This window comes from Metabacillus halosaccharovorans (genome assembly GCF_002019635.1).
Lineage (GTDB): Bacteria > Bacillota > Bacilli > Bacillales > Bacillaceae > Metabacillus > Metabacillus halosaccharovorans.
The window spans coordinates 826059-849952 of the sequence record NZ_KV917372.1; the positions used below are offsets into that span (position 1 = coordinate 826059).

Genomic DNA, 23894 nt, shown 5'->3' on the forward strand with positions numbered 1-23894 from the left:
AATTTCTCTATCTATTCTGACCTATAAACGCTTTCTTACAACATGAAAACTAAAGTGATCTGCTCTAAAATAGTTTAATGAGTATAGAACCGGTTGATCTTTGTCATCATAATGCATCTGTTTTAACAAAAGCAACGATGTTTCAGGATCACATTCTAAAATGGGAGAAATTTTTTCATGATATCCGATTGGTTCAATATGAGTAACAGCATAACTTATATATATATTAGCGTTATCCTCGAGTAATTTAAATAAAGATTCCTGTTCATGGTCAAATGTATCAGGCAATACAGATGTAGGTATTTTGTCCAGGCAGTAAACAACAGGTTCGCTGTTTGCTGTTCGAACTCTTTCAAGTAAAAAGATTTCTTCATCTCTTTTACACTTGAACTTTTTAATTTCATCTTCTGTTGCCCCTGTAATAGAGGATGAAAGAAAAACTGTACCTGGCTTTAGGGTTGCTTGTTCAATCATTGCTGTCACACTATTTAGCTGTTCAATACCGGATGTGAATTTTGGTTTGGAATTCACGAAAGTACCAACGCCGTGTCGCCTAATGATAACGTTTTCTTCTTCAAGTGTTCGTAGTGCTTCCCTTAATGTGGCTCTACTGACACCTAAGCTCTTGGAAAGCTCAAATTCAGATGGAAGTTTTTCTTTTTCTCTATATGTACCATTCTCAATATCTTCTTTTATTTTATCAATCACTTGTAAATACAAATGTCGATTGTCAGACTTTATGGTCATTGATATATCCCCCATTTTACCCACTATGTATAAGAGATCAGACATCTGATGTTATACCTTACTCTAATCGAAAATACTATATCATGTTTTCACCTAGAAATAAATAGAAACAATGAAAATTGTCGAAATAATTAATGTTGTCAATATATATTGTATAGTTTGTTCCCTAGTTATATTTTCATACCGATACTGATACTTTGTATTCATCCTTACTTATCGTACTCTTATTGTCGTAAAATGTCGATAAAGAAAATTAGAAAAACAAAACATTTGTCTAGTATAAGCGGAAGTAGATCTCTTTTCTTATATCTAACTCCTTTAATAAAGTTAAACTTTTTATAGTAAAAAAACTAAACATAGATGGACTATTTCACCATTTATGTCTAGTTCTTATTTCACGATGTTAATTCTTCATGTTTTTCTTTGGAAAGTAAGACGTCGCGTGGTTTAGATCCTTCATACGGTCCAACAACTCCCCGCTCTTCCATTGCATCAATCAATCTAGCTGCCCGAGTATATCCGATGCGAAAACGTCTCTGGAGCATAGATACTGATGCCGTTTGCATATCAACGACAAGCTGTACAGCATCTTCATATAAGTCATCCTCAACTTCTGTTTTAGATTCAGTTACTTCAGTTGGAATCATTTCTTCTTGATACTGAGCCTTTTGTTGAGCAATTACAAAATTCACTGTTTGCTCAACTTCTTCATCAGATAAAAATGCACCTTGGACACGAACCGGCTTTGATGCACCAACAGGAAGGAAAAGCATATCTCCTCGGCCTAGTAGCTTTTCAGCTCCTCCCATGTCTAATATAGTTCTTGAGTCTGTTTGTGAAGAAACACTGAATGCAATACGTGAAGGTATATTCGCTTTAATAACTCCTGTGATTACATCAACAGACGGACGTTGGGTCGCAATAATGAGATGGATACCCGCTGCACGAGCCATTTGTGATAGCCTTGTAATGGAATCTTCCACATCTGACGAAGCAACCATCATTAAATCTGCAAGCTCATCAACAATCACTATAATGTAAGGAAGCTCCGGTTGTTTAGCTTCTTCTTCCAGATTATTTCTCCTGATAATCTCATTATAACCTTCAATATTTCTTGTTCCTGTATGTGAAAAAAGCTCATATCTTCTTTCCATTTCGTTTACGACTTTTTTAAGGGCCTGTGACGCCTTTTTAGGATCTGTCACAACAGGAGCTAATAAATGTGGCACTCCGTTATAAACATTTAATTCTACCATTTTCGGATCAATCATCATTAATTTGACTTCATGTGGTTTTGCTCTCATTAAAACGCTGGTAATAATTCCATTAATACAAACACTCTTACCGCTACCTGTAGAACCTGCTACAAGTAAATGAGGCATCTTATTAAGTTCAGCTAAAACCGCATCACCTGATATGTCTCTTCCTAAACCAATTAAAAGTTTTGCATCCGGACGGTCATTTGCTTTTGATTCTAGTACCTCTCTCAGAGAAACCATTGCAATTTCAGAATTAGGTACTTCTATACCAACTGCTGACTTCCCGGGGATCGGTGCTTCAATACGAATATCTTTCGCCGCTAGAGCCAATGCCAAATCATCACTTAAGTTAACGATTTTGCTCACTTTGACACCTACATCAGGATATACTTCATACTTTGTCACAGCAGGACCTAAATGAACCTGTGTTACTTTTGCTTTAACCCCAAAACTTTGAAATGTTTTTTCGAGCTTTCTTGCATTTTCATAGATGTTTTTCTTATCTGCTTGTTGCGAATTATGCTTTGGTGCTTTTAATAAGTCTAATGGTGGAAGTTTGTAATCCTTATTTTCCACTTCTACAAAAGCCATTGGTTGGATCACCTCTTGCTCTTGGTTTGATACTTCTGTTAATTGTTCATGATCACTTTTCGATTTATTAGACACTGCCTCATGTTCTTTTGGAGGACTATTTGTTGAATTCTCCATTGTATGTATAATCATTTCTTGGTGATTTTCACTATCAGAAAAACTTGAGATTATTGGCTTAAGTTCTTCCTTATCCTCCAACAATACTTCGTCATCTTCAGTTTCTTCAAGTTGTCTTTGCCGTTTTCTTTCCTTTTGTTTTGTACGCTTCTGTTTGATTGCTCCTGGAATACTTTTCATGTCATCCAAAAAACCAAAGATCTGATTCTTCATAAACATTCCAATTGGTCTGAGAATTTTTGCAACTGTTACCTGTAAAGACCTTCCAGTAATAAGGATCATACCAATTACAATTAAGACTACCGAGATGATTCTCGATCCAGCTTCTGCAAATAAGTAATAAGAAGAGGCAAATAAAATGGCACCAAGCATTCCTCCACCTAAATCAACATTACTAGCTTCACCCTTGACGTCCATCCAAAATAGTTCCAATGTATTTGAAATAACACTCGGGGAAGCAAACGTACCATTATGTGACAGCATTTTAAATAATGTGACATGACTTAATAGCAATAGTGATGCTGTAACACAATAAATTCCGACCATCTGCCTTGTAAACAACCTCGGAATTTCCCTTTTCCAAATTAAAAACAAGGAAAATAAGACGATCCCAATTAAAAATAGCATGTACCATTCACCGCTGAAAAAGCGAAATAAGTGCACAAATGTAGAACCAACAAACCCCAATTTTGATATTGAGATGAGAGAGATCGCCAATATAATTAGACCTGTCAATTCAAACTTTAGTGTTCTTTTCCAATCATCCTTTGACTTTCTTTGTCTTCTTTTTCTCTTAGTCATTTCCATCACCTGTTATTTAATAATCTTTTTTATGTAGCCAAAGGCTTTTACTATTTTATTTAATATGATCTGCAATTAAAAGAAGAAAGCAGCCGTATCTGGCTGCCTCTCCTGAATATAGTTTCTTTTATTATACCACATACCTTTTAATTGATCGAAAACGACATTGTAATTTTTTGCCCCGGGCATAATTGAGAGTCAAGATAATGTTGTGGATCACTGCTCATTAAGCGAATTATTTCATATTGGGAGTTATCCGTTTGTTGAACGAGAAGTTGAACACCATTTAATTCAATGATTGATTGCTTTTCAAAGTCAGTTCCAACCGAAGGGAACATTAGTTCTTCAGGCATCATTGTATAGTATATCATTGTAACACCTGATCTTCATTATTTTTTTCCAACATACTGTTGAGTTTTTGAATTGCTTGACCTACGCCGCCGACCTCATCAATTAAACCGTATTCAACAGCATCTCTTCCTACAACATTCGTTCCGATATCTCTTGTTAAGTTGCCTTTTGATAACATTAACTCTTTAAATTTTTCTTCACTAATGCCTGAATGGCTCGTTACAAAATTAATGACCCGTTCTTGCATTTTGTCTAAATATTCAAAAGTTTGAGGAACACCAATTACTAAACCAGTTAATCTTACAGGATGAATTGTCATTGTTGCTGTTTCCGCAATAAAAGAATGATCACAAGAAACAGCTATTGGGACCCCAATTGAATGTCCTCCTCCTAAAACAATTGATACTGAAGGTTTTGATAAAGATGCAAGCATTTCTGCAATTGCAAGTCCTGCTTCCACATCTCCTCCAACGGTATTTAGGATGACAAGCAACCCTTCTATATTTGGGTTTTGTTCAATGGCTACGATTTGAGGAATAACATGCTCATATTTTGTTGTTTTATTTTGAGGGGGCAATTGAATATGTCCTTCAATTTGTCCCACAATTGTTAAACAATGAATTTTTGAATCATTTCCCATTTGAGGGACATTGGTTTGACCTAGCTGTTGAATTTTTTCAACAATCGAACTTTCTTTATTTTCCTGTTTCTCAGTATCCTCATTCTTTATGTAATGGTCATGATTTGCCATGTTATCCATCCTTTCTTTTTCATTCTGTTTGTAGTATTTACAACCTTGTTGTTTTCATACAGAAGGAAATATAGATGACATCAACACATCACAGTTTTGTTCCTAACGTTATAGAAACAAAAAAAGCATTGAAAAATCAACGCTTTTTTAACATTTTATCCTACTACCTTAACGGGCAGTAAAATTTCACTTTATATTTCCATTATAATTGGTAAAATCATTGGACGTCTTTTTGTCTTTTCATATAAGAATTGATTAAGTGCTTCTCTAATGTTTAATTTTAGCTGTGACCATTCAATTGAATGTTCCTGCATGCTTCGATCAACGATCGTCGAAACCACATTTGTTGCATTTGTAATTAGTTCTTCTGATTCTCTTACATATACAAATCCTCTTGTTATAATTTCCGGACCGGATATAATTTGTTTTCTTTGTTTATCCAGTGTTACAACAACAATTAAAATACCATCCTGAGATAATAATCGGCGATCGCGAAGTACAATATTACCTACATCCCCAATTCCTAAACCATCGATTAATACATTTCCTGATGGAACTTTTCCGCCTGTGTACACATGGTCACCTTTAAACTCAACGACATCACCTTTCTCAACCAGAAAGATATTTTGAGCATCAATACCAACTTGTTTGGCTAATTTCTCATGTGATTTTTGCATTTTATATTCCCCGTGCACAGGGATAAAATAAGTTGGCTTTGTTAAGTTCAGCATCATTTTAAGTTCTTCTTGGTGTCCGTGCCCTGACATATGTATTTGCTTTTGCCCAAAGACAACATTTGCACCAGCTCTGCTTAATATATCAATTGTTTTTGAGAAAACAAGTTCTTGTCCTGGAATTGGAGTAGCAGCTATTAACACTGTATCCCCAACTTTTACATTTACTTGTTTATGAGCCTGTTTGGCCATACGTGAAAGAACAGCAAGCGGATCACCGTGATTGCTTGTCGTTAAAATCGCAATTTCCTTTTCAGAATGTTTGTTAATTTCATTTACTGATATAAACACATCTTCTTCAACAGAAATATACCCCAGATTAATAGCTAAGTTAAGAATATTTCTCATATTTTTCCCAACAACAGCCAATTTTCTATTATTTTTAATTGCAGCATTAATTACTTGTTGAATACGATATAAATTAGAAGCAAATACAGCAACAACAACCCTGCCTTCAGCATTATACATAACATCTGAAATTTCTCCGCCAACAATGGCCTCTGAACCAGAATACCCCGGCTTTTCCGCATTTACACTATCAGATAATAAACAAAGTACACCGTTTTCACCGAGACTAGCAATTTTCCCAATATCCATCTGACTATTTCCAACTGGTGTTTGATCGAATTTAAAATCGCCTGTATGAACGATTGCACCCATTGTTGTTGAAAAACTAATTCCCACAGAATCTGGTATACTATGATTTGTTCTGAAGAAGGAAACAGTGGTACTATCAAACGATAATACGGTTTCATTATCAACCTCTTTAACTAAAACCGTCTGTCGCATTTTATTTTCTTTTAGTTTTTCGCCTACTAAAGCAAGCGTAAGCTTTGTCCCATAAATAGGAACACTAATTTTATTTAGTAAATAAAAGATGCCACCTATACTCTCGTCATGACCATGTGTTAAAAAGATCCCTTTTACTCGATCTTCATTGTCCTTTAAATATGTTATATCCGGAATGACCATATCAATTCCCAACATTCCATCCTCAGGATACATAAGACCAGCATCCACAACAAAAATGTCAGAATTAATTTCCACAACAAACATATTTTTTCCGACTTCTCCCACACCGCCTAAAGCGATTAACTTTATATTCTCTGTCTTTTCCATGAAAATCCTCCCTACTGAAGTACCCGTTCAACGTCACTTAGAAATATTATAACTGAAGAAAGAATTGGAATACAAGGAAATTTTAGTCCTATAATATGCATTGTCCTCTCTTGATTAGGCAGGGTTAAAAAAAGGAACTAAAAAAGATGCTATATTTAAGCACCCTTTTTAGTTCCCCTTAAAAAAGGTCAAACTATTACCCTAAATTATTTTGGATAACATTCATTAATTCGCTACGTTCTGAACTTGTTAATGGTAATAGAGGAAGACGGACTGATCCGACGTCCAACCCTTTAAACTGTAATGCTGTTTTTACTGGGCCAGGGTTTGGTGAAGTAAACAACTGCTTCATAATTGGTAATAACTTACGATGTTGTTCTGCTGCAGCTACAGTTTCACCAGATAGAAAGGAATTTATCATAGCTTGCATTTCATTCCCGATAATATGAGAAGCTACAGAAACAATTCCATCAGCTCCTATTGCAAGAGCCGGTATAGTTAACGCATCATCGCCTGAGTAAACAGCAAAATCTTCTTTTGTATTTGAGATAATTTCAGCCATGGCTTCCAAGTTTCCACTTGCCTCTTTTACTGCAACAACATTAGGAAACTCAGCTAAACGAATGATTGTATCTACTGACATGTTGATAACACTTCTACCTGGAATGTTGTATAACATTACCGGTAATGAAGTTGATTCTATTATTGCTTTAAAATGTTGATACAACCCTTCTTGACTTGGCTTATTATAATATGGCACTACAAGCATTATGGCATCAACACCAGCTTCTTCTGCTTGTTTTGTCAATTTTATTGAAGCTGCTGTGTTATTACTACCTGTTCCCGCAACAACAGGGACTCTACCATTTACTTCTTTCACGGTATGTTTGATAAGAGCAATTTTCTCCTCATTACTTAATGTTGGAGATTCCCCTGTTGTCCCTGTGACTACTAATGAATCTGATCCATGATTAATGAGATAGTCAATTAACATAGTCGTTTTTTGAAAATCAATGTTATTATTTTTATCGAATGGGGTTATCATTGCTGTAGAAACTTTTCCAAAATGACTCATTATTACCTTCACTCCTTTTGCTGCACTTTGTAACTAGATGCTATCTTACTTATTCATATAATGTAAAGTAAGATTTCTATTTTTTATGTTAGAAAATCATTTATCTCTATTTTGATAGATCAAAGGCTTCATGTAAAGCATTAACCGCTTTATTCATATCATCCTCTTTGACAAGCACCCAAATTGTTGTATGACTATCAGCTGATTGAAGGATTTGTATCCCTTTTTCAGACAGAGCCGTTACAATTTTGGATGTTACTCCCGGAACTCCCATAATTCCTGCACCTACTGCAGAGACCTTCGCACACTGTCTTGTAATTGTCGGTTCATATCCGAGATTCTGTAAAACTTCAACAGCTCTGGATGTTACTTGATCTGTTACAGTATAGATAACTGACTTAGGGGTGATATTGAAAAAATCAACACTTATCCCTTCCATTGCCATTGCTTTAAATACTTCAGTCTGTACACTATACTGTCCTTCTTTTGCGGTTACTTTTATTTGTGTTACATTTGAGACATGGGCAATTCCCGTGATCAATCTCTCGTGAACATCACTGCCCTTTTTATCAGTTTGATTAGAAGAGACTAAAGTACCTGGTAATTTAGAGTAAGTTGATCTTACCCGAATTGGTACTTCAGCCTGCATTGCAATCTCTACTGCTCGGGGATGTATTACCTTTGCTCCCTGATAGGCAAGGTTGACAATTTCTGTATACGTTACCTTAGATAAAGATTTTGCATTTTCTACAATTCTTGGATCTGCAGTCATAACACCTTCTACATCTGTAAAAATATCTACAAACTCAGCGCCAACCGCTGCACCAATAGCTGCTGCAGAAGTATCACTGCCTCCTCTACCGATTGTTGTCATATCGCCATTTGTTACAGAAGCGCCCTGAAATCCGGCAACAACAACTACATCATGTTGGGAAAGAGTTTCTACCAAACGTTCACATTTCATCTCTAAAATTTTTGCATTCGTATGCTCATCATTTGTTACAAAACCTGCTTGAGCACCTGTTAATGATGTTGCTTTAATATTATTATCATTTAATAAACTAGAAAATACGATAGACGAAATAACTTCTCCACATGAGAGAAGCATGTCTTGTTCTCTATTAGAAATATTACTCAACTCACCATATACCAAGCTTAATAACGTGTCAGTTGCGTATGGGTCACCGCTCCGTCCCATTGCTGAGACAACAGCAATAACTTTATATCCTTCTTTTATCGCATCCTGTATATGACCAAGTGCCATTTTTCGTCCGCGATCATCTTTTACAGATGTTCCGCCAAATTTTTGAACAATAATTTTCAATGTTAACACCTCTACTATAGACGTGAGAGAAGAGAGCTGGTGATATACCATGCTCTCTTCTTCAAAGAGTTAAACTAGTTGTAATTTCACTAAACTTTCAGCGATTTGAACCGAATTCCATGCAGCACCCTTTAATAGGTTGTCAGAAACAATCCACATGTGGAAACCATTATCACGGTCTAAATCTTTACGGATTCTTCCAACAAATACATCATTTTTACCTACACAGTTAGCCGGCATTGGATAAATTTGTTGTGATGGATCATCTTGCAATGTAATTCCATCAGATTCTTTTAATAATTCTTTTACTTGTTGAGCAGAAACACCTTCAGCATCTACTTCAATATACACCGATTCAGAATGACCTGTTTCAACTGGTAAACGAACACAAGTTGCTGCAACATGAAGTTCAGGCATACTCATTATTTTTTTCGTTTCGTTAATCATTTTCATTTCTTCAAAAGTATATCCATTATCTTGGAATTTATCAATTTGAGGAACTGCATTAAATGCGATTTGATAATGTTTTTCGTCACCCTTTACAGGAAGAATTTCAGGTGTGAAATCATCACCATTTAATATCGCTTTTGCTTGTTCCTTCAACTCATTAATTGCAGCTGCTCCTGCACCTGAAACTGCTTGGTACGTAGAAACAATTACTTTGTTTAGGCCGAATTGATGACGGATAGGCTCAAGAGCCACAACCATCTGTATTGTTGAACAGTTTGGATTTGCAATGATACCTTTATGTGATTTTAATGCTTCTTCATTCACTTCAGGAACAACTAATGGAACATTCTCATCCATGCGGTATGCACTTGTATTGTCTACAACAATTGCCCCACGCTTTACTGCTTCTGGAGCAAGTTGTTTTGACACACTTCCACCCGCTGAGAATAGCGCAATTTGAACACCTTCAAAACTTTCAGGAGTTGCTGTTTCGACAATATATTCTTCATCTCTGAACATTACTTTTTTTCCTGCTGAACGCTCAGAAGAAAGCAAAGTTAATTTAGAAATTGGAAAATTACGTTGTTCTAATGTGTGAAGCATTTGTTGCCCCACAGCCCCTGTTGCTCCGACTACTGCTACATGATAACCTTTTGCTTCCATTAAACACTAGCTCCTTCCAGCTATATTTATTTTAAAAATACAGCTACAAATCTTTTACGTACTATTCTATCACAATAATTGTCGAATGGATGAAAAAATTTGATTCTTTGATTGAATTATGAAATTATTCTTCTAAATCTCGAAATTTCTCAACAACAACCGGTTGATATTGTTTTCCTTCTAATGCAGCTAATACAGTATCAAGTAATGCTTCCATTCTTGCAACCATTGAATTTGGTTTTTTATCAGGTGCATCCTGGCCAAATGGAATAAAATATATATCTTTTGTTGCCATTAACCTCATAAGGTTTACTCCATTTAAACCCAGTGCATCATTTGTAGAAATGCCTAAAACAACAGGTCGATGGGTTCTTAAGGTTGCTTTTGCAGCCATCAACACAGGCGAATCAGTGAGTGCATTAGCAAATCTACTCATTGAATTACCTGTTAGTGGAGCGATCACCATACAATCTAACGGAAGTTTAGGTCCTAGTGGTTCTGCTGCAACAATAGAGTCGATCACTTTGTTTCCAGTTAATTCCTCTATTTTTTCAACCCATTCTCCCGCTTTTCCAAAACGAGTTGTTGTGTTCTTCATTGTAAATGTGACGACCGGGATAACATCTGCTCCCTCATCTAATAATGATTTGATTTGTGGATACACTTCCTCATATGTGCAATGAGAACCCGTAATACCAAATCCAATCCGCTTACCTTCTAATTTCATGAAGATAACCCCTTTCCATCTATCTTTAACTCATTTAATAGCTGTGTTAATACATTCGCTACAATTTGCCCGGCTGTTTTTGGTGCCACTATGCCCGGTAATCCTGGAGCTAATAGTGCTTTAATCCCTCTTTTCTCAGCGTATCGAAAATCGGTTCCTCCTGGTTTTGAAGCAAGATCGACAATTAATGTATGTGCCGGCATATTAGAAATCACCTTAGCTGTTACGATCATAGCTGGGATTGTATTTATACACACATCGATGTCTGTTACCTTATCCTCAAGATGATCAATATGAAAAGGCTCAAGGCCCATTTCAGTAATCCTGGCTAAGTCTGCCGTATCTCTCGCACCTACTTTAACTTTCGCTCCTAGTGCAGAGAATGTTCTTGCCACACTCATTCCTACTCTTCCTAACCCTAATACAGCAACAGTTGAGCCATGTATCGTTATATCGGTATGTTGGATGACCATCATGAGCGTTCCTTCAACTGTTGGAATTGAATTGTAGATTGCCACATCATCCCTTTTAAAAAGTTGAACTAATTTTTTATTTGTCGATTGAACGAGATTATCTAAATATGCATTTGAAATACCTGAATAAATGGTACAATGAGAAGGTGTTTGATTAATTAACTCTTCAGTTAAAATAACCTCTTCATTTGAAAAAACAGTTTCTACAATCCCCTCTTGATTCGTACCAGGGATAGGCAAAATAATCGCATCTATTTCTTGAAATGGAACCTCATCCATCTTGACTTTTGTTGCACCAGTAAAGCCATGGTCCAGTTGGTCAAAACCAATGAGAAAAAGCTTTGTATCAAGTTCAGTTAATTTACGGATAACTTCTAGCTGTCTGGCATCACCACCGATTACAGCTACATTTAATCCTGTTAACATATTGTATGTTCACCTTCTTTTGCTTGTGTTTCTGTTATAGTTCCTTGAGATCCTAGGATAACTTACTTCAACATACTATGTAGAAATCGACATATGGGTGAATAAACAGATGAATAAAAAGAAAGAGGATACATATTAAATGGGAGTGATTGAACCTGCAGTTTTATCCAAAAAAAAATCGATTGGCCAAATGCCAATCGAAGAAGTGTAGTTATGATTCGATTTTATCAATTTGTTCATCAGGTATATCAAGAATGATCATATCTGTTCCTATCTTTTTAATATGATGCCATGGAACCCGTATCTCTTGGCCCTGTTTTCTTAAACCAAACCATTTTAACGAAGGGATGATTAGTGTTGTAATTTGTCCCGTTTGTTCATTAATCTCCAAATCAGTTTGACCAAGAACACCTAATCGTTCTGCACGTTTCACATCAACAATTTCTTTTCCGGATAGTTCACTAAGTCTCATGTCCATTCCTCCTTACTACTATCTTATCAATTAACCTCATAAAAAAATGCCTACAATTTATAAGAAAAATAAATCGTAGGCATCTTTAATTAGGATTGAAGTTTTTTTGGTAAAGTACCTTCAGGACTAATAAGAGCAACTGAATAAGTGTCAGTGAATACCTGATTAGCAAGTGTATTCACACTTTCTTCACTTACTTCATTTACTTTTTCAATAATTGAATCTAATGAGCGGTGATAACCAAGTAAAAGCTCATTTTTCCCATTTCGGCTCATTCGGCTGTTCGTGCTTTCCAAACTTAGCATAAGACTACCCTTCATTTGCTCTTTACTATTAGCTAATTCTTTTGCAGTAATACCTTCTGCTTTTAACGTCGCTAATGTTTCCTGAATCGTATCAAACAAGAGATTAAGTTGCTTACTTCCTGTACCGCCATAGATAGTAAGAAGACCGTTATCTTCGTATGAAGAGTGGTATGAGAAAACAGAGTATGCAAGACCTTTTTGTTCACGAACATCTTGGAACAAACGGCTACTCATACTTCCACCCAAAATATTGTTTAGTACGATTAAACTATAAATATCATCATGGCCCACTTCAAGACCGTTAAATCCTATACATAGATGAGCTTGTTCTGTATCTTTTTGTCTAGCCAGTTTTTCGTCATGAAAGCTTGGTTTTTCAAATTCACGTTTCAATGAATTTGTTTCATATGAACCAAAGAGTTTTTCAACTTCTTTAATAAAGCCTTCTGTCACGTTTCCGGCTACAGATACGACCACATTTTCGGGAGTGTAGTGATTGTTCATGTACTCTCTCAATGTGTCACCATTAAAGGAAGCTAAGGTCTCTTCTGTTCCTAATATTGGATATGCTAAAGGATGGCTTCCATATGTAGCTTTGCTTAAAATATCATGAACAATATCATCTGGAGTATCTTCATACATTTTAATCTCTTCATATACAACATTCTTTTCTTTTTTTAATTCATCTTCATCAAAAGTTGAGTTAAAAAACATGTCACCTAGTACATCCAGGGCATAGCTGGCATGATCATCTAGTACTTTAGCATAGTAACAAGTATATTCTTTTGAAGTAAAGGCATTTACTTGACCACCAATACTATCAAAAGATTCAGCTATTTCTCTTGCCGTTCTAGTTTTAGTTCCTTTAAAGAACATGTGCTCAAGAAAATGGGATACCCCGTTATTCTCAAGGCTTTCATTTCGAGAACCTGTTCCAATCCATACACCAATTGCAACAGATCGAACAGTAGGAATATTTTCTAACACAATTCTTACTCCATTTTGACACGTATATTTTTTGATCAAAAGTGTTCCTCCTTCTTAGTTGTTTAATTTGTTTTTGGATTATCTCTAAATAATCGTTCCTCATCAACGAGCATTGACACTGAACCAAAGGAATAACCTTTTTGCTTAATGGACAATATTAATGTTTCTAAACTCTCCGATGTTGAAGATGTTGGATGCATTAAAATGAGTGCACCATTATGAACTTTACCCATTACTCGTGAAACTAACACATGTGGTTCTGGACGCTGCCAATCAATTGTATCCACACTCCACATAACAGTTTTCATTTTCATCTCATCTGCAATTTTTACAACTTCATTTTTAAAACTGCCACTTGGAGGAGCAAACCAAGTTGGGGTAATATCTGTAACCGATTTTATCACTTCATTCGTTTTTGACAATTGCTCTCTTATTTTATTTGCAGAGAGCTGACTCATATCAGGATGTGTATAAGAATGATTTCCTATTTCATGTCCGGCATCAACTATCATCATCGCCATATCAGGGTTTTCTTTCACCCATCTTCCTTCTAGAAAAAAGGTAGCTTTAACATGGTATTTATTTAACGTTTCAAGCATGTCAGGAATATATTCATTTCCCCAAGCTACATTAATAATAAAAGATACCATCGGCTTGTCAGGATGACCTCTATAAATTGGCTCAGCCTTCAAATCCTCAAGGTGTACAGATGGTTTAACTTGTCGATAAACAAGAAGGTTTTCATCAAAAGTGCCCTTCGCCTTCATCTTTTTATATGACTCATCAATATCAACTTCTAATCCATTATACCCCGGGGTAGATTTCCATACTTTATGTATTTCTGCATTTTGAGCTGGAATACTGTATTCCTTGGCTTTAGCTGAAATTTCCTCATACAGCTTATCTTGGTGTTTTGCAACTGTCACATCTGCTTTTTTTATTTGATCAAGATAGGATGTGGTAAATGGATTTTTAATAAAGCCAATGGCTACAGTTATGATGAAAATAAAACCAACAACTTGAATGATTTTCCTTTGCATTATGTATCCCCCTTTTTACTAAAAAATATGTAAAAAGAGGACAAGGTAGAACAAAAATGGTGCTTGTTCCGTAATTGAGTTACAGAAGTATTAAATTGAAAAAGAAGCCTGGTTACCCACGGCCTCCTATCATGTCATCAACCTTGTTGTTCAGGTTGATTTTCTTTTTGTTCCTTAAGAACTGCTTTTCTCGATAAATTTACACGACCTTGTTTGTCAATTTCAGTTACTTTTACTAATAGTTCGTCACCAATTGACACAACATCTTCAACTTTACCGACGCGCTCTTCAGCCAGCTCAGATATATGAACTAAGCCATCTTTTCCACTGAAGATTTCAACGAATGCTCCGAATTTTTCAATTCGTTTTACTTTACCTAAGTACATTTGTCCGACTACAACTTCACGTACTAAGTCTTCGATAATTTTCTTCGCTTTCTGGTTCATTTCTTCATTGACAGAAGAAATGAATACTGTTCCGTCTTGTTCAATGTCAATTTTAACGCCGGTTTCTTCAATGATTTTGTTTATCTGTTTTCCGCTTGGTCCGATAACATCTCGAATTTTATCCGGGTTTATTGCCATCGTTAAGATCTTAGGAGCATATTGTGATAACTCACCTTTTGGTGTAGAGATGGTTGCCATCATTGACTTCAGAATTTCCATACGACCTTTTTTAGCTTGTTGTAAAGCTTCCTCAAGAATTTCACGAGATAAGCCATCAATTTTAATATCCATTTGCAGGGCTGTAACACCTTTTTCAGTTCCAGCTACTTTAAAGTCCATATCACCTAAAGCATCTTCCATACCTTGAATATCTGTTAATACTGTGTAGTGTTCACCTGATTTGACAAGTCCCATCGCAATCCCTGCTACTGGAGCTTTAATTGGAACACCAGCATCCATCATTGCAAGCGTGCTGGCACAAATACTTGCTTGAGAAGTAGAACCATTTGATTCAAGTACTTCTGATACTAAACGGATTGTATATGGAAAGTCTTTTTCAGAAGGGATAATAGGCTCTAAAGCACGCTCTCCTAGTGCCCCATGTCCAATCTCACGACGTCCTGGACCTCTCATTGGTCCAGTTTCCCCAACACTGAATTGCGGGAAATTATAATGATGCATAAAACGTTTTGATTCTTCAATTCCTAATCCATCTAAAATTTGCACATCACCTAAAGCTCCAAGTGTACAAATACTTAACGCTTGTGTTTGTCCACGTGTAAATAAACCTGACCCATGTGTTCTTGAGAGTAGACCAACTTCTGATGAAAGTGGTCTGATTTCATCTACTCCACGTCCATCCGGTCTAATTTTATCCTCTGTAATTAATCGGCGTACCTCTGCTTTCACAAGCTTTGACAATATTTGTTTGACCATTTTGATTGTAGCTTCGTCTGCCTCTTCAGCTTCAAACTTCTCGACAACACTATTTTTCACCGCATTGATTGCATCCTCACGCGCATGCTTTTCCTGAACTTGAATGGCTTGCAGAAGCTCTTTTTCAGCAAGATCACGAATACGTTTTTCTAAATCAGCATCAAGATCAAAAAGCTGAACTTCTTTTTTCTCTTTCCCTACTGCTGCAGCTACTTCTTCCTGGAAAGCAATAAGACGTTTTATTTCATTGTGACCAAACATAATTGCTTCCAACATTGTTTCTTCAGGAACTTCATCAGCACCAGCTTCAACCATGTTGATTGCATCTTTCGTTCCGGCTACTACTAAATGTATATCACTTTGTTCTGCCTGTTCTACATTAGGATTAATAACAAATTCATTATTAATTCTTCCAACTGTAACTCCGGCAATAGGTCCCTCGAAAGGAATATCAGACACACATAATGCTAAAGATGAGCCAAACATTGCTGCCATTTCTGAAGAGCAATCTTGGTCAACACTCATGACAATACTAATAACTTGTACTTCATTTCTAAAGCCGTCAGCAAATAATGGTCTAATTGGGCGGTCGATTAATCGACTTGCTAAAATAGCCTTTTCACTTGGGCGGCCTTCTCGTTTAATAAAACCACCTGGTATTTTACCAACAGCGTATAAACGCTCCTCATAGTTTACTGTGAGTGGAAAAAAATCAAGAGGTTTTGGATCTTTTGACGCAGTAGCAGTACTTAATACAGCTGTATCACCATAACGAATCAGTACAGATCCGTTTGCTTGTTTAGCAAGCTGGCCAACTTCAACTGTTAAGTTTCGACCGGCCCAGTCTATGGAAAACGTTTGTTTATCTTGTCCCATATATGTAAAACTCCTTCTCTTTTTTAATTGCGTTATGTAATAGTATGAACCATTTAATTTCAACATATCAGCATAGTTTTTATATGTAAATAGATTTTCGACAACTTTTAAAAAGCAGCTAATTTATTTACAAAAAAAGGTGTAGAATCATCTATTTTATTGCAGTTTTATATACACTAAAAAAGCGGGAGGAATCCCGCTTTTAAAGTAATTATCGACGTAATCCAAGCTTGTTGATTAACTCACGATAGCGAGTTACGTCTTTATTACGTAGGTAAGTTAATAAGTTACGACGTTTACCTACCATTTTTAATAGACCGCGACGAGAATGGTGGTCTTTTTTGTGAACACGTAAGTGATCGTTAAGATTATTGATGTCCTCAGTAAGGATAGCAATTTGAACCTCTGGAGATCCAGTATCAGACTCATGTGTTTTGTATTGAGCGATAAGTTCGTTTTTACGTTCTTGTGTGATAGCCATCCTTTTCACCTCCTTATTTTGCAAAACCCCAATTACCGAGCAAACGTTGGTGACTCGATTTGCCAAGCAATGGTTTTAAACTACATCAATTAGAATACTATTTTTCTAAAGATAATGCAAGGATTAAACCATCTTTTTCTGAAAGAATTCTTGACTCTGATCTTTATCCTTAGAAATTTGTGTAATTAACTCCTCTACATTATGGAACTTCTTTTCACTTCTTATACGTTTATACCAAAAAACTGATATAATTTCACCATAAATATCACGTTTAAAATCAAAAATATGAACTTCAATACTTGGTTTTACAGCTTTTTCATCTTTAAATGTAGGCTTATACCCAATATTACACACACCCTCATAGACTTGATCTTCCACCTTGATTGAAACTGCATATACACCAGTTGGAGGAAGTAAGAAGGTTTCTTCCACCTCTATGTTTGCTGTTGGAAAACCTATTGTTCTTCCACGTTTATCCCCATGGATAACTGTTCCTGTTGCAAAATGAGGTCTACCAAGTAAGGTTTCAGCATATGCTACATCTCCACTCCGGATGACCTCTCGTATAAGTGAAGAACTTACTTTACGGTCATGATCTGTTAACTTTTCAACTGTTGTATGTAAAAATTGACCTCTTGAATGAAATGGTATAGTCTCCATCGAACCTTTCCCAAGGTGGCCATATGTAAAATCAAATCCAGCAACAACATGTTTAACATTAAGATCAATAATAAATTCATCAACAAATTGTTGAGGTAACAAAGCAGCAAATTCTTGTGTAAATTCTACTACATATAATAGATCTACACCTAGTTGCTCAATTAATTTGATTTTTTCATTTAAAGGTGTTAAGTATTCAATGTCTTCTTGTTTTCTAAGAACTACCAGAGGATGTGGATGGAATGTCATAACAGCACATTTCATTCCAGTGTTCTCCGCAATTTCCTTTGCCTTTAAAATAACCTTTTGATGGCCTTTATGAACCCCATCAAAATACCCCAGGGCCATAACCATCTCATGTTGTTCTGAACGTTCTATATGATGTGGGTGAGACAGGTTAATTTGTTTCACAGTCAACTTCACCTTTTTCAATTATAATGCTGTCAGTAATTAATAAGTACCTTAAGCCTCATTATATAAGACTTTTATCGGCTTCATAAGGTGACTTTTTGTCGGATGCTTTGAATATATAGCTAAACATTGGTGTTCTTCATTAAAGATAGTTATTGGAGAACCAGCTTCTATGTCATGAAATTGTGTTGGTAGCTCTAATACTGCACCATTTTTCACTTTCTCTGCTAGAGTATCATGGATTAGTAGTTTCGGCAAATTATTAAGCGCATTTCCTATTGGGAGTAAATATTTTTGCAGTTCATTTTTTTCAACAGCTTCCTCAATTTGCTCAAATGTAAAACACTCACTTAAATGAAAATTACCTGATTTTGTTCTAATAAGATGTGACATATGTGCCGGAAATCCCAGTCTTTCCCCTATCATGACGGCCAATGTTCTAACATATGTACCTTTTGAACATGTCACACGAAATCGAAATGTAACCAGTCCATCCTTTTGTATTACATCACCAAGCAAAACAAGCTCATTAATTGTAATAAGTCTGGCTGGTCTATCTATTTCAATCCCGGCACGTGCATATTCATAGAGTTTTTTACCATTTACTTTTACAGCCGAATACATTGGCGGAACTTGTTCAATTGTACCGACCATCGATCGTAATACATCTTCAACCATCAATTTCGTTATCGGGGATTCTACACTTTTTCTTTCTACCACTTCTCCCGATGCATCTTCAGTTGTTGTAGAATAACCAATTGTTATTTCAGCCTCATACGTCTTCGTAGCAGCAGTTAAATATTCAACTATTTTTGTTGCTCTTCCAAGACAGATGGGAAGTACACCAGTAACATCAGGATCCAATGTTCCTGTGTGACCAACTTTTTTTGTTTTTGCAAGTCTTCTCATCTTTGCTACACAGTCATGAGATGTCATTCCTGCCGGCTTATTTAATAAAAGCACACCTTCCATTATCATACCTCCGACTTTCAGATATTCAACACAAAAGGGATAGACGAAGGTGTCTATCCCTTTGAAAGGAGTTATTCCTCCTCTTTATTCTCTGCATTTAACTCATGTAGAAGAGTTTCAATTCGATTTCCATAATCAATCGATTCATCAAATTCAAATTGAATTTCCGGTGTTTTTCTCAGGCGAATTCGCTGGCCAATTTCTGAACGGATAAACCCTTTGGCTTTCGCTAGACCTTTTAACGTATTTTGACGTTGTTCTTCATCTCCTAAAACAGATATGAAGACTTTTGCAATTTGTAAATCTCCGGAAACATTTACATCTGTCACAGTAACAAAGCCTATACGAGGGTCTTTAATTTTACGACCAATAATATCCCCTAGCTCTTTTTTCATTTGTTCTCCGACACGGTTTGCTCTTAAGCTCATGTCAATCACCTCTTAACTTAAAACCATTCAAACATTGTAACTGTTCTCTCTATTTCAGGAAAAGAATCAATAAATTGTAACACACGCTGCAATTCTTTCTCTGTTTGCACTTTAGATGTGCTTATAGCTACTATTCCAAATTTCGTATGTTGCCATGTATCCTGATAATCTATTTCAGAAATAGAGACATTGTACTTTTGTTTGATTCTTGTTAGAACTCGTTGTAAAACGGCTCTTTTATCTTTTAATGACTGTGAGTCATAAATCAAACATTCACAATCAACATATCCAATCATTTACGTTCAATTTCTTCCATAACATATGCTTCAATAACGTCGCCTTCTTTGACATCATTGTAATTTTTAATTGTAATACCACACTCATAGTTTCTTGCTACTTCTTTGACATCATCCTTGAAGCGTTTAAGTGTATCAATTTCTCCTTCAAAAATAACGATACCGTCACGGATTAAGCGCACTCCGCTGTCTCGGGTGATTTTCCCTTCTGTTACATAACAGCCTGCAATTGTCCCAATTTTAGAAACTTTGAAAGTTGTACGTACTTCTACTTGACCAATGATTTTTTCTTCAAATTCAGGATCAAGCATCCCTTTCATTGCAGACTCAATTTCTTCTATTACTTTGTAAATGATACGGTGAAGTCGGATATCCACTTCTTCAACGTCAGCAGTTTTCTTAGCACCTGCATCTGGTCGTACATTAAAGCCAATTACAATTGCATTAGATGCTGCTGCCAAAATAATATCTGATTCAGTGATGGCACCAACGCCAGTGTGAATGATTTTAACTCTAACACCTTCAACATCAATCTTTTGTAAAGCGGCCGCTAAAGCCTCAACAGAACCTTGAACATCAGCTTTAACAATTAAATTAATATCTTTAATTTCGCCTTGCTTAATTTGCTCAAATAAGTCGTCAAGACTTAGTTTTGACCCTTCACTTCGTTGTTCATCAAGTTTCTTCTGAGCTCTTGCCTCTCCTACTTGACGTGCTGATTTTTCATCTTCAAATACCATGAACTGATCTCCAGCTAATGGAACATCATTTAAACCAGTAATTTCAACTGGTGTAGAAGGTGCTGCTTCTTTTACACGGCGACCAAGATCGTTCACCATCGCACGAACACGACCAAATGTGTTACCAACAACGATAGGGTCACCAACTTTTAGTGTACCATTTTGAACAAGAAGTGTAGCAACTGAACCTCTTCCTTTGTCCAGTTGTGCTTCAATAACTGTTCCAGTAGCACGACGGTTAGGGTTTGCTTTTAATTCTTCAACTTCTGTTACTAATAAAATCATTTCCAGAAGATCATTGATACCATCACCAGTTAATGCAGATACAGGTACAAAGATAGTATCTCCACCCCATGCTTCCGGTACTAGTCCATGTTCTGTTAATTCCTGCATAACACGATCAGGATTTGCTGTTGGTTTATCAACTTTATTAACTGCAACAATGATCGGTACTTCCGCTGCTTTTGCATGGTTTATTGCTTCAATTGTTTGAGGCATAACACCATCATCAGCTGCTACAACTAAAATCGTAATATCCGTTATTTGAGCCCCTCGAGCACGCATAGTAGTGAAAGCTGCGTGACCCGGTGTATCTAAAAAGGTGATTTTTTGATCATTTGCAACAATTTGGTATGCACCAATATGCTGTGTAATACCACCGGCTTCGCCTTCTGTTACTTTAGTATTTCTTATAGAATCAAGAAGAGTTGTTTTACCATGGTCAACGTGTCCCATAATTGTTACAACTGCTGGACGGATTTCAAGATCCTCCACACGATCTTCTTCTTCATATTTTTCAAATTCTGTTTTTTCAAACACAATTTCTTCTTCAACTTCTACACCGTATTCACCGGCAATTAATTCAATTGAATCTTTATCAAGCTCCTGGTTAATTGTAGCCATCGTACCTAATAAAAGAAGTTTTTTAATAATCTCTGAAGGCTCTTTTCCAAGTTCACCAGCTAGCTCACCAACAGATAAGCTACCTGAAAACGTAATTTTCTCTGGTAGTTCTTTCTTTGGTTTAGGTTGCTGAAAACTTTGATTACCTTTATTTTTTTTATTATTCTTTTTCCCTTTTTGATTAGAAGGCTTGTTTCCAGGCTGATTTGCTTTTTTGTTTTGATTATTTTGAGTTTGTTTTTTGTTATTTGAAGGCTTTTGTGCATTATTTGTATTGTTTGTTTTATTTGTATTATTTGTATTATTTGTATTATTTGTATTATCCACTTGTTTCCCCGGTTTCTTTGTTGATTCATTTTTTGTGCTTTCATTGTTCGTTGCTTTATATTTTTGATCAAGCTTTGTAATAACATCATTTTCAATTGTTGACATATGATTATTTACTTCTACGTTCATTCCTTTCAACGTAGTAATAATGTCTTTGCTAGATACATTCGTTTGTTTCGCGTATTCATATACTCTCATTTTTGACATACGTTCACCCCCAAGAATATTAATCGAGCAAGGTTTTTAACTTTGCAGCAAAGCCTGCATCATTTATCGCTACAACGACTCTCGCTTCTTTCCCGATTGCTTGCCCTAACAGGTAGCGATCTTCAACCAATTTAAAGGGGACCTGATAAAACTTACATTTATCTGTTACCTTTTTCATTGTATTAGCGGATGCATCTTGTGAAAGAAGAACAAGCTTAGCTTTTTGTTGTCTAATCTCTTTAACAACAAGTTCCTCTCCCGAAATAACTTTTCGTGCTCGATTTGCTAAGCCCAATAAGGACGTCCATTGTTGCTGCTGTTTCATTTATTTAATGCTTCTCCTTCTCAGCCAATTGGATCAACTCTTCATATATTGATTCATCTACATTAGCTTTAAGATGATTGGCAAGAATATTTTTCTTTTTCGCAAGCTGGATGCTCTCTTTGTCAAGAGTGATGTAAGCACCTCGTCCGTTCTTTTTACCGGTTAAGTCGACAGAGACATCGCCTTCCTTTGACCGGACAACACGGACCAGCTCTTTCTTACTTCTCATTTCTCCTGTTGCTACACATTTACGCAAAGGAATTTTGCGATTGTTCATGTGATTTCACCTCTTATTCACTAAGCTCAGGTTCTTGAACACTTGTCAAAAGCGGTTCATCATCATCAACATCCAAGATTGATTCTTTTGCTTGAACTGGATAAATCCCTGCTTTTTCTGCATCAGATTCACTCTTAATGTCGATTTTCCATCCAGTCAATTTTGCAGCTAAGCGAGCATTTTGTCCCCGCTTTCCAATTGCTAATGATAGTTGATAGTCAGGTACAATGACTGTTGTTGCTTTTTCTCCTTCATCAACTAGCACCTCGACTACTTTTGACGGACTAAGTGCATTGGCAACGAACTCTACAGGATCCTGAGACCATTTGACAATATCAATTTTTTCACCTTTAAGCTCATTTACAATCGCTTGTACACGTTGGCCTTTTGGGCCGACACAAGAGCCGACGGGATCAACTTCAGGATTTTCAGAATGAACAGAAATTTTTGATCGGTCACCTGCTTCACGGGATACAGATTTGATCTCAACTGTACCATCATATATTTCAGGAACCTCAATTTCGAACAATCTTTTAAGTAAGCCCGGATGTGTTCGTGAAACGAAGATCTGTGGCCCTTTTGTTGTTTTTTCAACTTTTGTAATAAATACTTTAATCCGGTCATGTGGTCGATATGTTTCGTTAGGCATTTGTTCACTCACAGGTAAGAGTGCCTCAATTTTCCCTAAACTTACATAAATAAACTTATTATCAATACGTTGAACAATACCTGTCATGATATCTTCTTCACGATCGATAAACTCACCATAAATAACTCCGCGTTCAGCTTCCCTTACACGTTGAGTCACAACCTGTTTAGCAGTTTGAGCTGCTATGCGGCCAAAGTCTTTAGGAGTTACTTCCATTTCAATAACATCATTCACTACATAGTTCGGGTTAATACTTTGTGCTTCACCAAGTGAAATTTCTAAACGAGGATCATAAACCTCATCAACAACATCTTTTCTGGCAAACACTTTCATAGTTCCTGTTTCACGATTTAAATCAACACGGACATTTTGAGCTTGATTGAAATTACGCTTATATGCAGAAATTAACGCCGCTTCAATTGCCTCAATAATAATTTCTTTGCTAATGCCTTTTTCCTTTTCTAAAATTGTTAAGGCATCTAATAATTCACTACTCATTTTAACGGCTTCCCCCTTAAAAAATAAGCTTCATGTTAAACTACTTTTGT

Annotated in this window: 23 protein-coding genes; all 23 read right to left on the reverse strand. The window is 36.1% G+C overall.

Features of this window, described 5'->3' with window-relative positions; translation table 11 throughout:
- Window positions 1-21: 21 nt before the first annotated feature.
- The 23 genes from BK577_RS18350 to nusA all read right to left on the reverse strand — a co-directional run bounded on the left by BK577_RS18350 (window position 22) and on the right by nusA (window position 23844).
- Window positions 22-747, reverse strand: coding sequence for a GntR family transcriptional regulator (locus BK577_RS18350; RefSeq protein WP_078434295.1), 726 nt, complete (start codon window positions 745-747; stop codon window positions 22-24).
- Between the two features lie 395 nt (window positions 748-1142).
- Window positions 1143-3515: a DNA translocase FtsK gene (locus BK577_RS18355; protein ID WP_078434296.1), complete on the reverse strand. Its 2373-nt coding sequence runs from the start codon at window positions 3513-3515 to the stop codon at window positions 1143-1145.
- Window positions 3516-3661: 146 nt separating this feature from the next.
- Complete coding sequence (locus BK577_RS18360) at window positions 3662-3886, reverse strand: YlzJ-like family protein (RefSeq protein ID WP_078434297.1); 225 nt, start codon at window positions 3884-3886, stop codon at window positions 3662-3664.
- A complete protein-coding gene (locus BK577_RS18365; RefSeq protein WP_139367386.1) occupies window positions 3883-4617 on the reverse strand; it encodes a ClpP family protease in 735 nt (244 codons plus the stop codon). The genes BK577_RS18360 and BK577_RS18365 overlap by 4 nt, the downstream gene beginning before the upstream one ends.
- A gap of 191 nt (window positions 4618-4808) precedes the next feature.
- The gene (locus BK577_RS18370) at window positions 4809-6476 is read right to left on the reverse strand and encodes a ribonuclease J (RefSeq protein ID WP_425435977.1); all 1668 of its coding nucleotides are present in this window, start codon (window positions 6474-6476) and stop codon (window positions 4809-4811) included.
- Between the two features lie 190 nt (window positions 6477-6666).
- Window positions 6667-7545, reverse strand: a complete 879-nt coding sequence (gene dapA / locus BK577_RS18375) for a 4-hydroxy-tetrahydrodipicolinate synthase (protein WP_078434300.1) — start codon at window positions 7543-7545, stop codon at window positions 6667-6669.
- Between the two features lie 106 nt (window positions 7546-7651).
- Window positions 7652-8869 carry an aspartate kinase gene (gene dapG / locus BK577_RS18380; protein ID WP_078434301.1) on the reverse strand — a complete coding sequence of 406 codons (1218 nt, stop codon included), beginning with the start codon at window positions 8867-8869 and terminating at the stop codon, window positions 7652-7654.
- A 69-nt stretch (window positions 8870-8938) separates the two neighbouring features.
- Window positions 8939-9982: an aspartate-semialdehyde dehydrogenase gene (gene asd, locus BK577_RS18385; protein ID WP_078434302.1), complete on the reverse strand. Its 1044-nt coding sequence runs from the start codon at window positions 9980-9982 to the stop codon at window positions 8939-8941.
- Between the two features lie 124 nt (window positions 9983-10106).
- Window positions 10107-10709: a dipicolinate synthase subunit B gene (locus BK577_RS18390; RefSeq protein WP_026559299.1), complete on the reverse strand. Its 603-nt coding sequence runs from the start codon at window positions 10707-10709 to the stop codon at window positions 10107-10109.
- The gene (dpaA, locus tag BK577_RS18395; protein ID WP_078434303.1) at window positions 10706-11608 is read right to left on the reverse strand and encodes a dipicolinic acid synthetase subunit A; all 903 of its coding nucleotides are present in this window, start codon (window positions 11606-11608) and stop codon (window positions 10706-10708) included. The genes BK577_RS18390 and dpaA overlap by 4 nt, the downstream gene beginning before the upstream one ends.
- Before the next feature lie 211 nt (window positions 11609-11819).
- Complete coding sequence (locus tag BK577_RS18400) at window positions 11820-12080, reverse strand: YlmC/YmxH family sporulation protein (RefSeq protein ID WP_026559301.1); 261 nt, start codon at window positions 12078-12080, stop codon at window positions 11820-11822.
- Between the two features lie 89 nt (window positions 12081-12169).
- Window positions 12170-13411 carry a M16 family metallopeptidase gene (locus BK577_RS18405; protein ID WP_078434304.1) on the reverse strand — a complete coding sequence of 414 codons (1242 nt, stop codon included), beginning with the start codon at window positions 13409-13411 and terminating at the stop codon, window positions 12170-12172.
- Window positions 13412-13434: 23 nt separating this feature from the next.
- Complete coding sequence (locus BK577_RS18410; protein ID WP_078434305.1) at window positions 13435-14412, reverse strand: polysaccharide deacetylase family protein; 978 nt, start codon at window positions 14410-14412, stop codon at window positions 13435-13437.
- A 137-nt stretch (window positions 14413-14549) separates the two neighbouring features.
- A complete protein-coding gene (pnp, locus tag BK577_RS18415; protein WP_078434306.1) occupies window positions 14550-16670 on the reverse strand; it encodes a polyribonucleotide nucleotidyltransferase in 2121 nt (706 codons plus the stop codon).
- 211 nt (window positions 16671-16881) lie between these two features.
- The gene (gene rpsO, locus BK577_RS18420) at window positions 16882-17151 is read right to left on the reverse strand and encodes a 30S ribosomal protein S15 (protein ID WP_026559305.1); all 270 of its coding nucleotides are present in this window, start codon (window positions 17149-17151) and stop codon (window positions 16882-16884) included.
- A 123-nt stretch (window positions 17152-17274) separates the two neighbouring features.
- On the reverse strand, window positions 17275-18222 hold the full coding sequence (gene ribF, locus BK577_RS18425; protein ID WP_078434307.1) for a bifunctional riboflavin kinase/FAD synthetase: 948 nt from the start codon (window positions 18220-18222) through the stop codon (window positions 17275-17277).
- 51 nt (window positions 18223-18273) lie between these two features.
- Entirely contained in the window at window positions 18274-19194 is a 921-nt protein-coding gene (gene truB, locus BK577_RS18430; protein ID WP_078434308.1) for a tRNA pseudouridine(55) synthase TruB, read from the reverse strand.
- Between the two features lie 71 nt (window positions 19195-19265).
- The gene (gene rbfA / locus BK577_RS18435) at window positions 19266-19622 is read right to left on the reverse strand and encodes a 30S ribosome-binding factor RbfA (RefSeq protein ID WP_078434309.1); all 357 of its coding nucleotides are present in this window, start codon (window positions 19620-19622) and stop codon (window positions 19266-19268) included.
- Window positions 19623-19639: 17 nt separating this feature from the next.
- Window positions 19640-19918 (reverse strand): DUF503 domain-containing protein, encoded by a 279-nt coding sequence (locus BK577_RS18440; protein WP_078434310.1) that lies wholly within the window; start codon window positions 19916-19918, stop codon window positions 19640-19642.
- Window positions 19915-22095: a translation initiation factor IF-2 gene (gene infB / locus BK577_RS18445; RefSeq protein ID WP_078434311.1), complete on the reverse strand. Its 2181-nt coding sequence runs from the start codon at window positions 22093-22095 to the stop codon at window positions 19915-19917. Before infB ends, BK577_RS18440 begins: the two co-directional genes overlap by 4 nt.
- 19 nt (window positions 22096-22114) lie before the next feature.
- Window positions 22115-22420 carry a YlxQ family RNA-binding protein gene (locus BK577_RS18450; RefSeq protein WP_078434312.1) on the reverse strand — a complete coding sequence of 102 codons (306 nt, stop codon included), beginning with the start codon at window positions 22418-22420 and terminating at the stop codon, window positions 22115-22117.
- A gap of 4 nt (window positions 22421-22424) precedes the next feature.
- On the reverse strand, window positions 22425-22697 hold the full coding sequence (rnpM, locus tag BK577_RS18455) for an RNase P modulator RnpM (RefSeq protein WP_078434313.1): 273 nt from the start codon (window positions 22695-22697) through the stop codon (window positions 22425-22427).
- 13 nt (window positions 22698-22710) lie between these two features.
- Window positions 22711-23844, reverse strand: a complete 1134-nt coding sequence (gene nusA / locus BK577_RS18460; RefSeq protein ID WP_078434314.1) for a transcription termination factor NusA — start codon at window positions 23842-23844, stop codon at window positions 22711-22713.
- Between the last annotated feature and the right edge of the window lie 50 nt (window positions 23845-23894).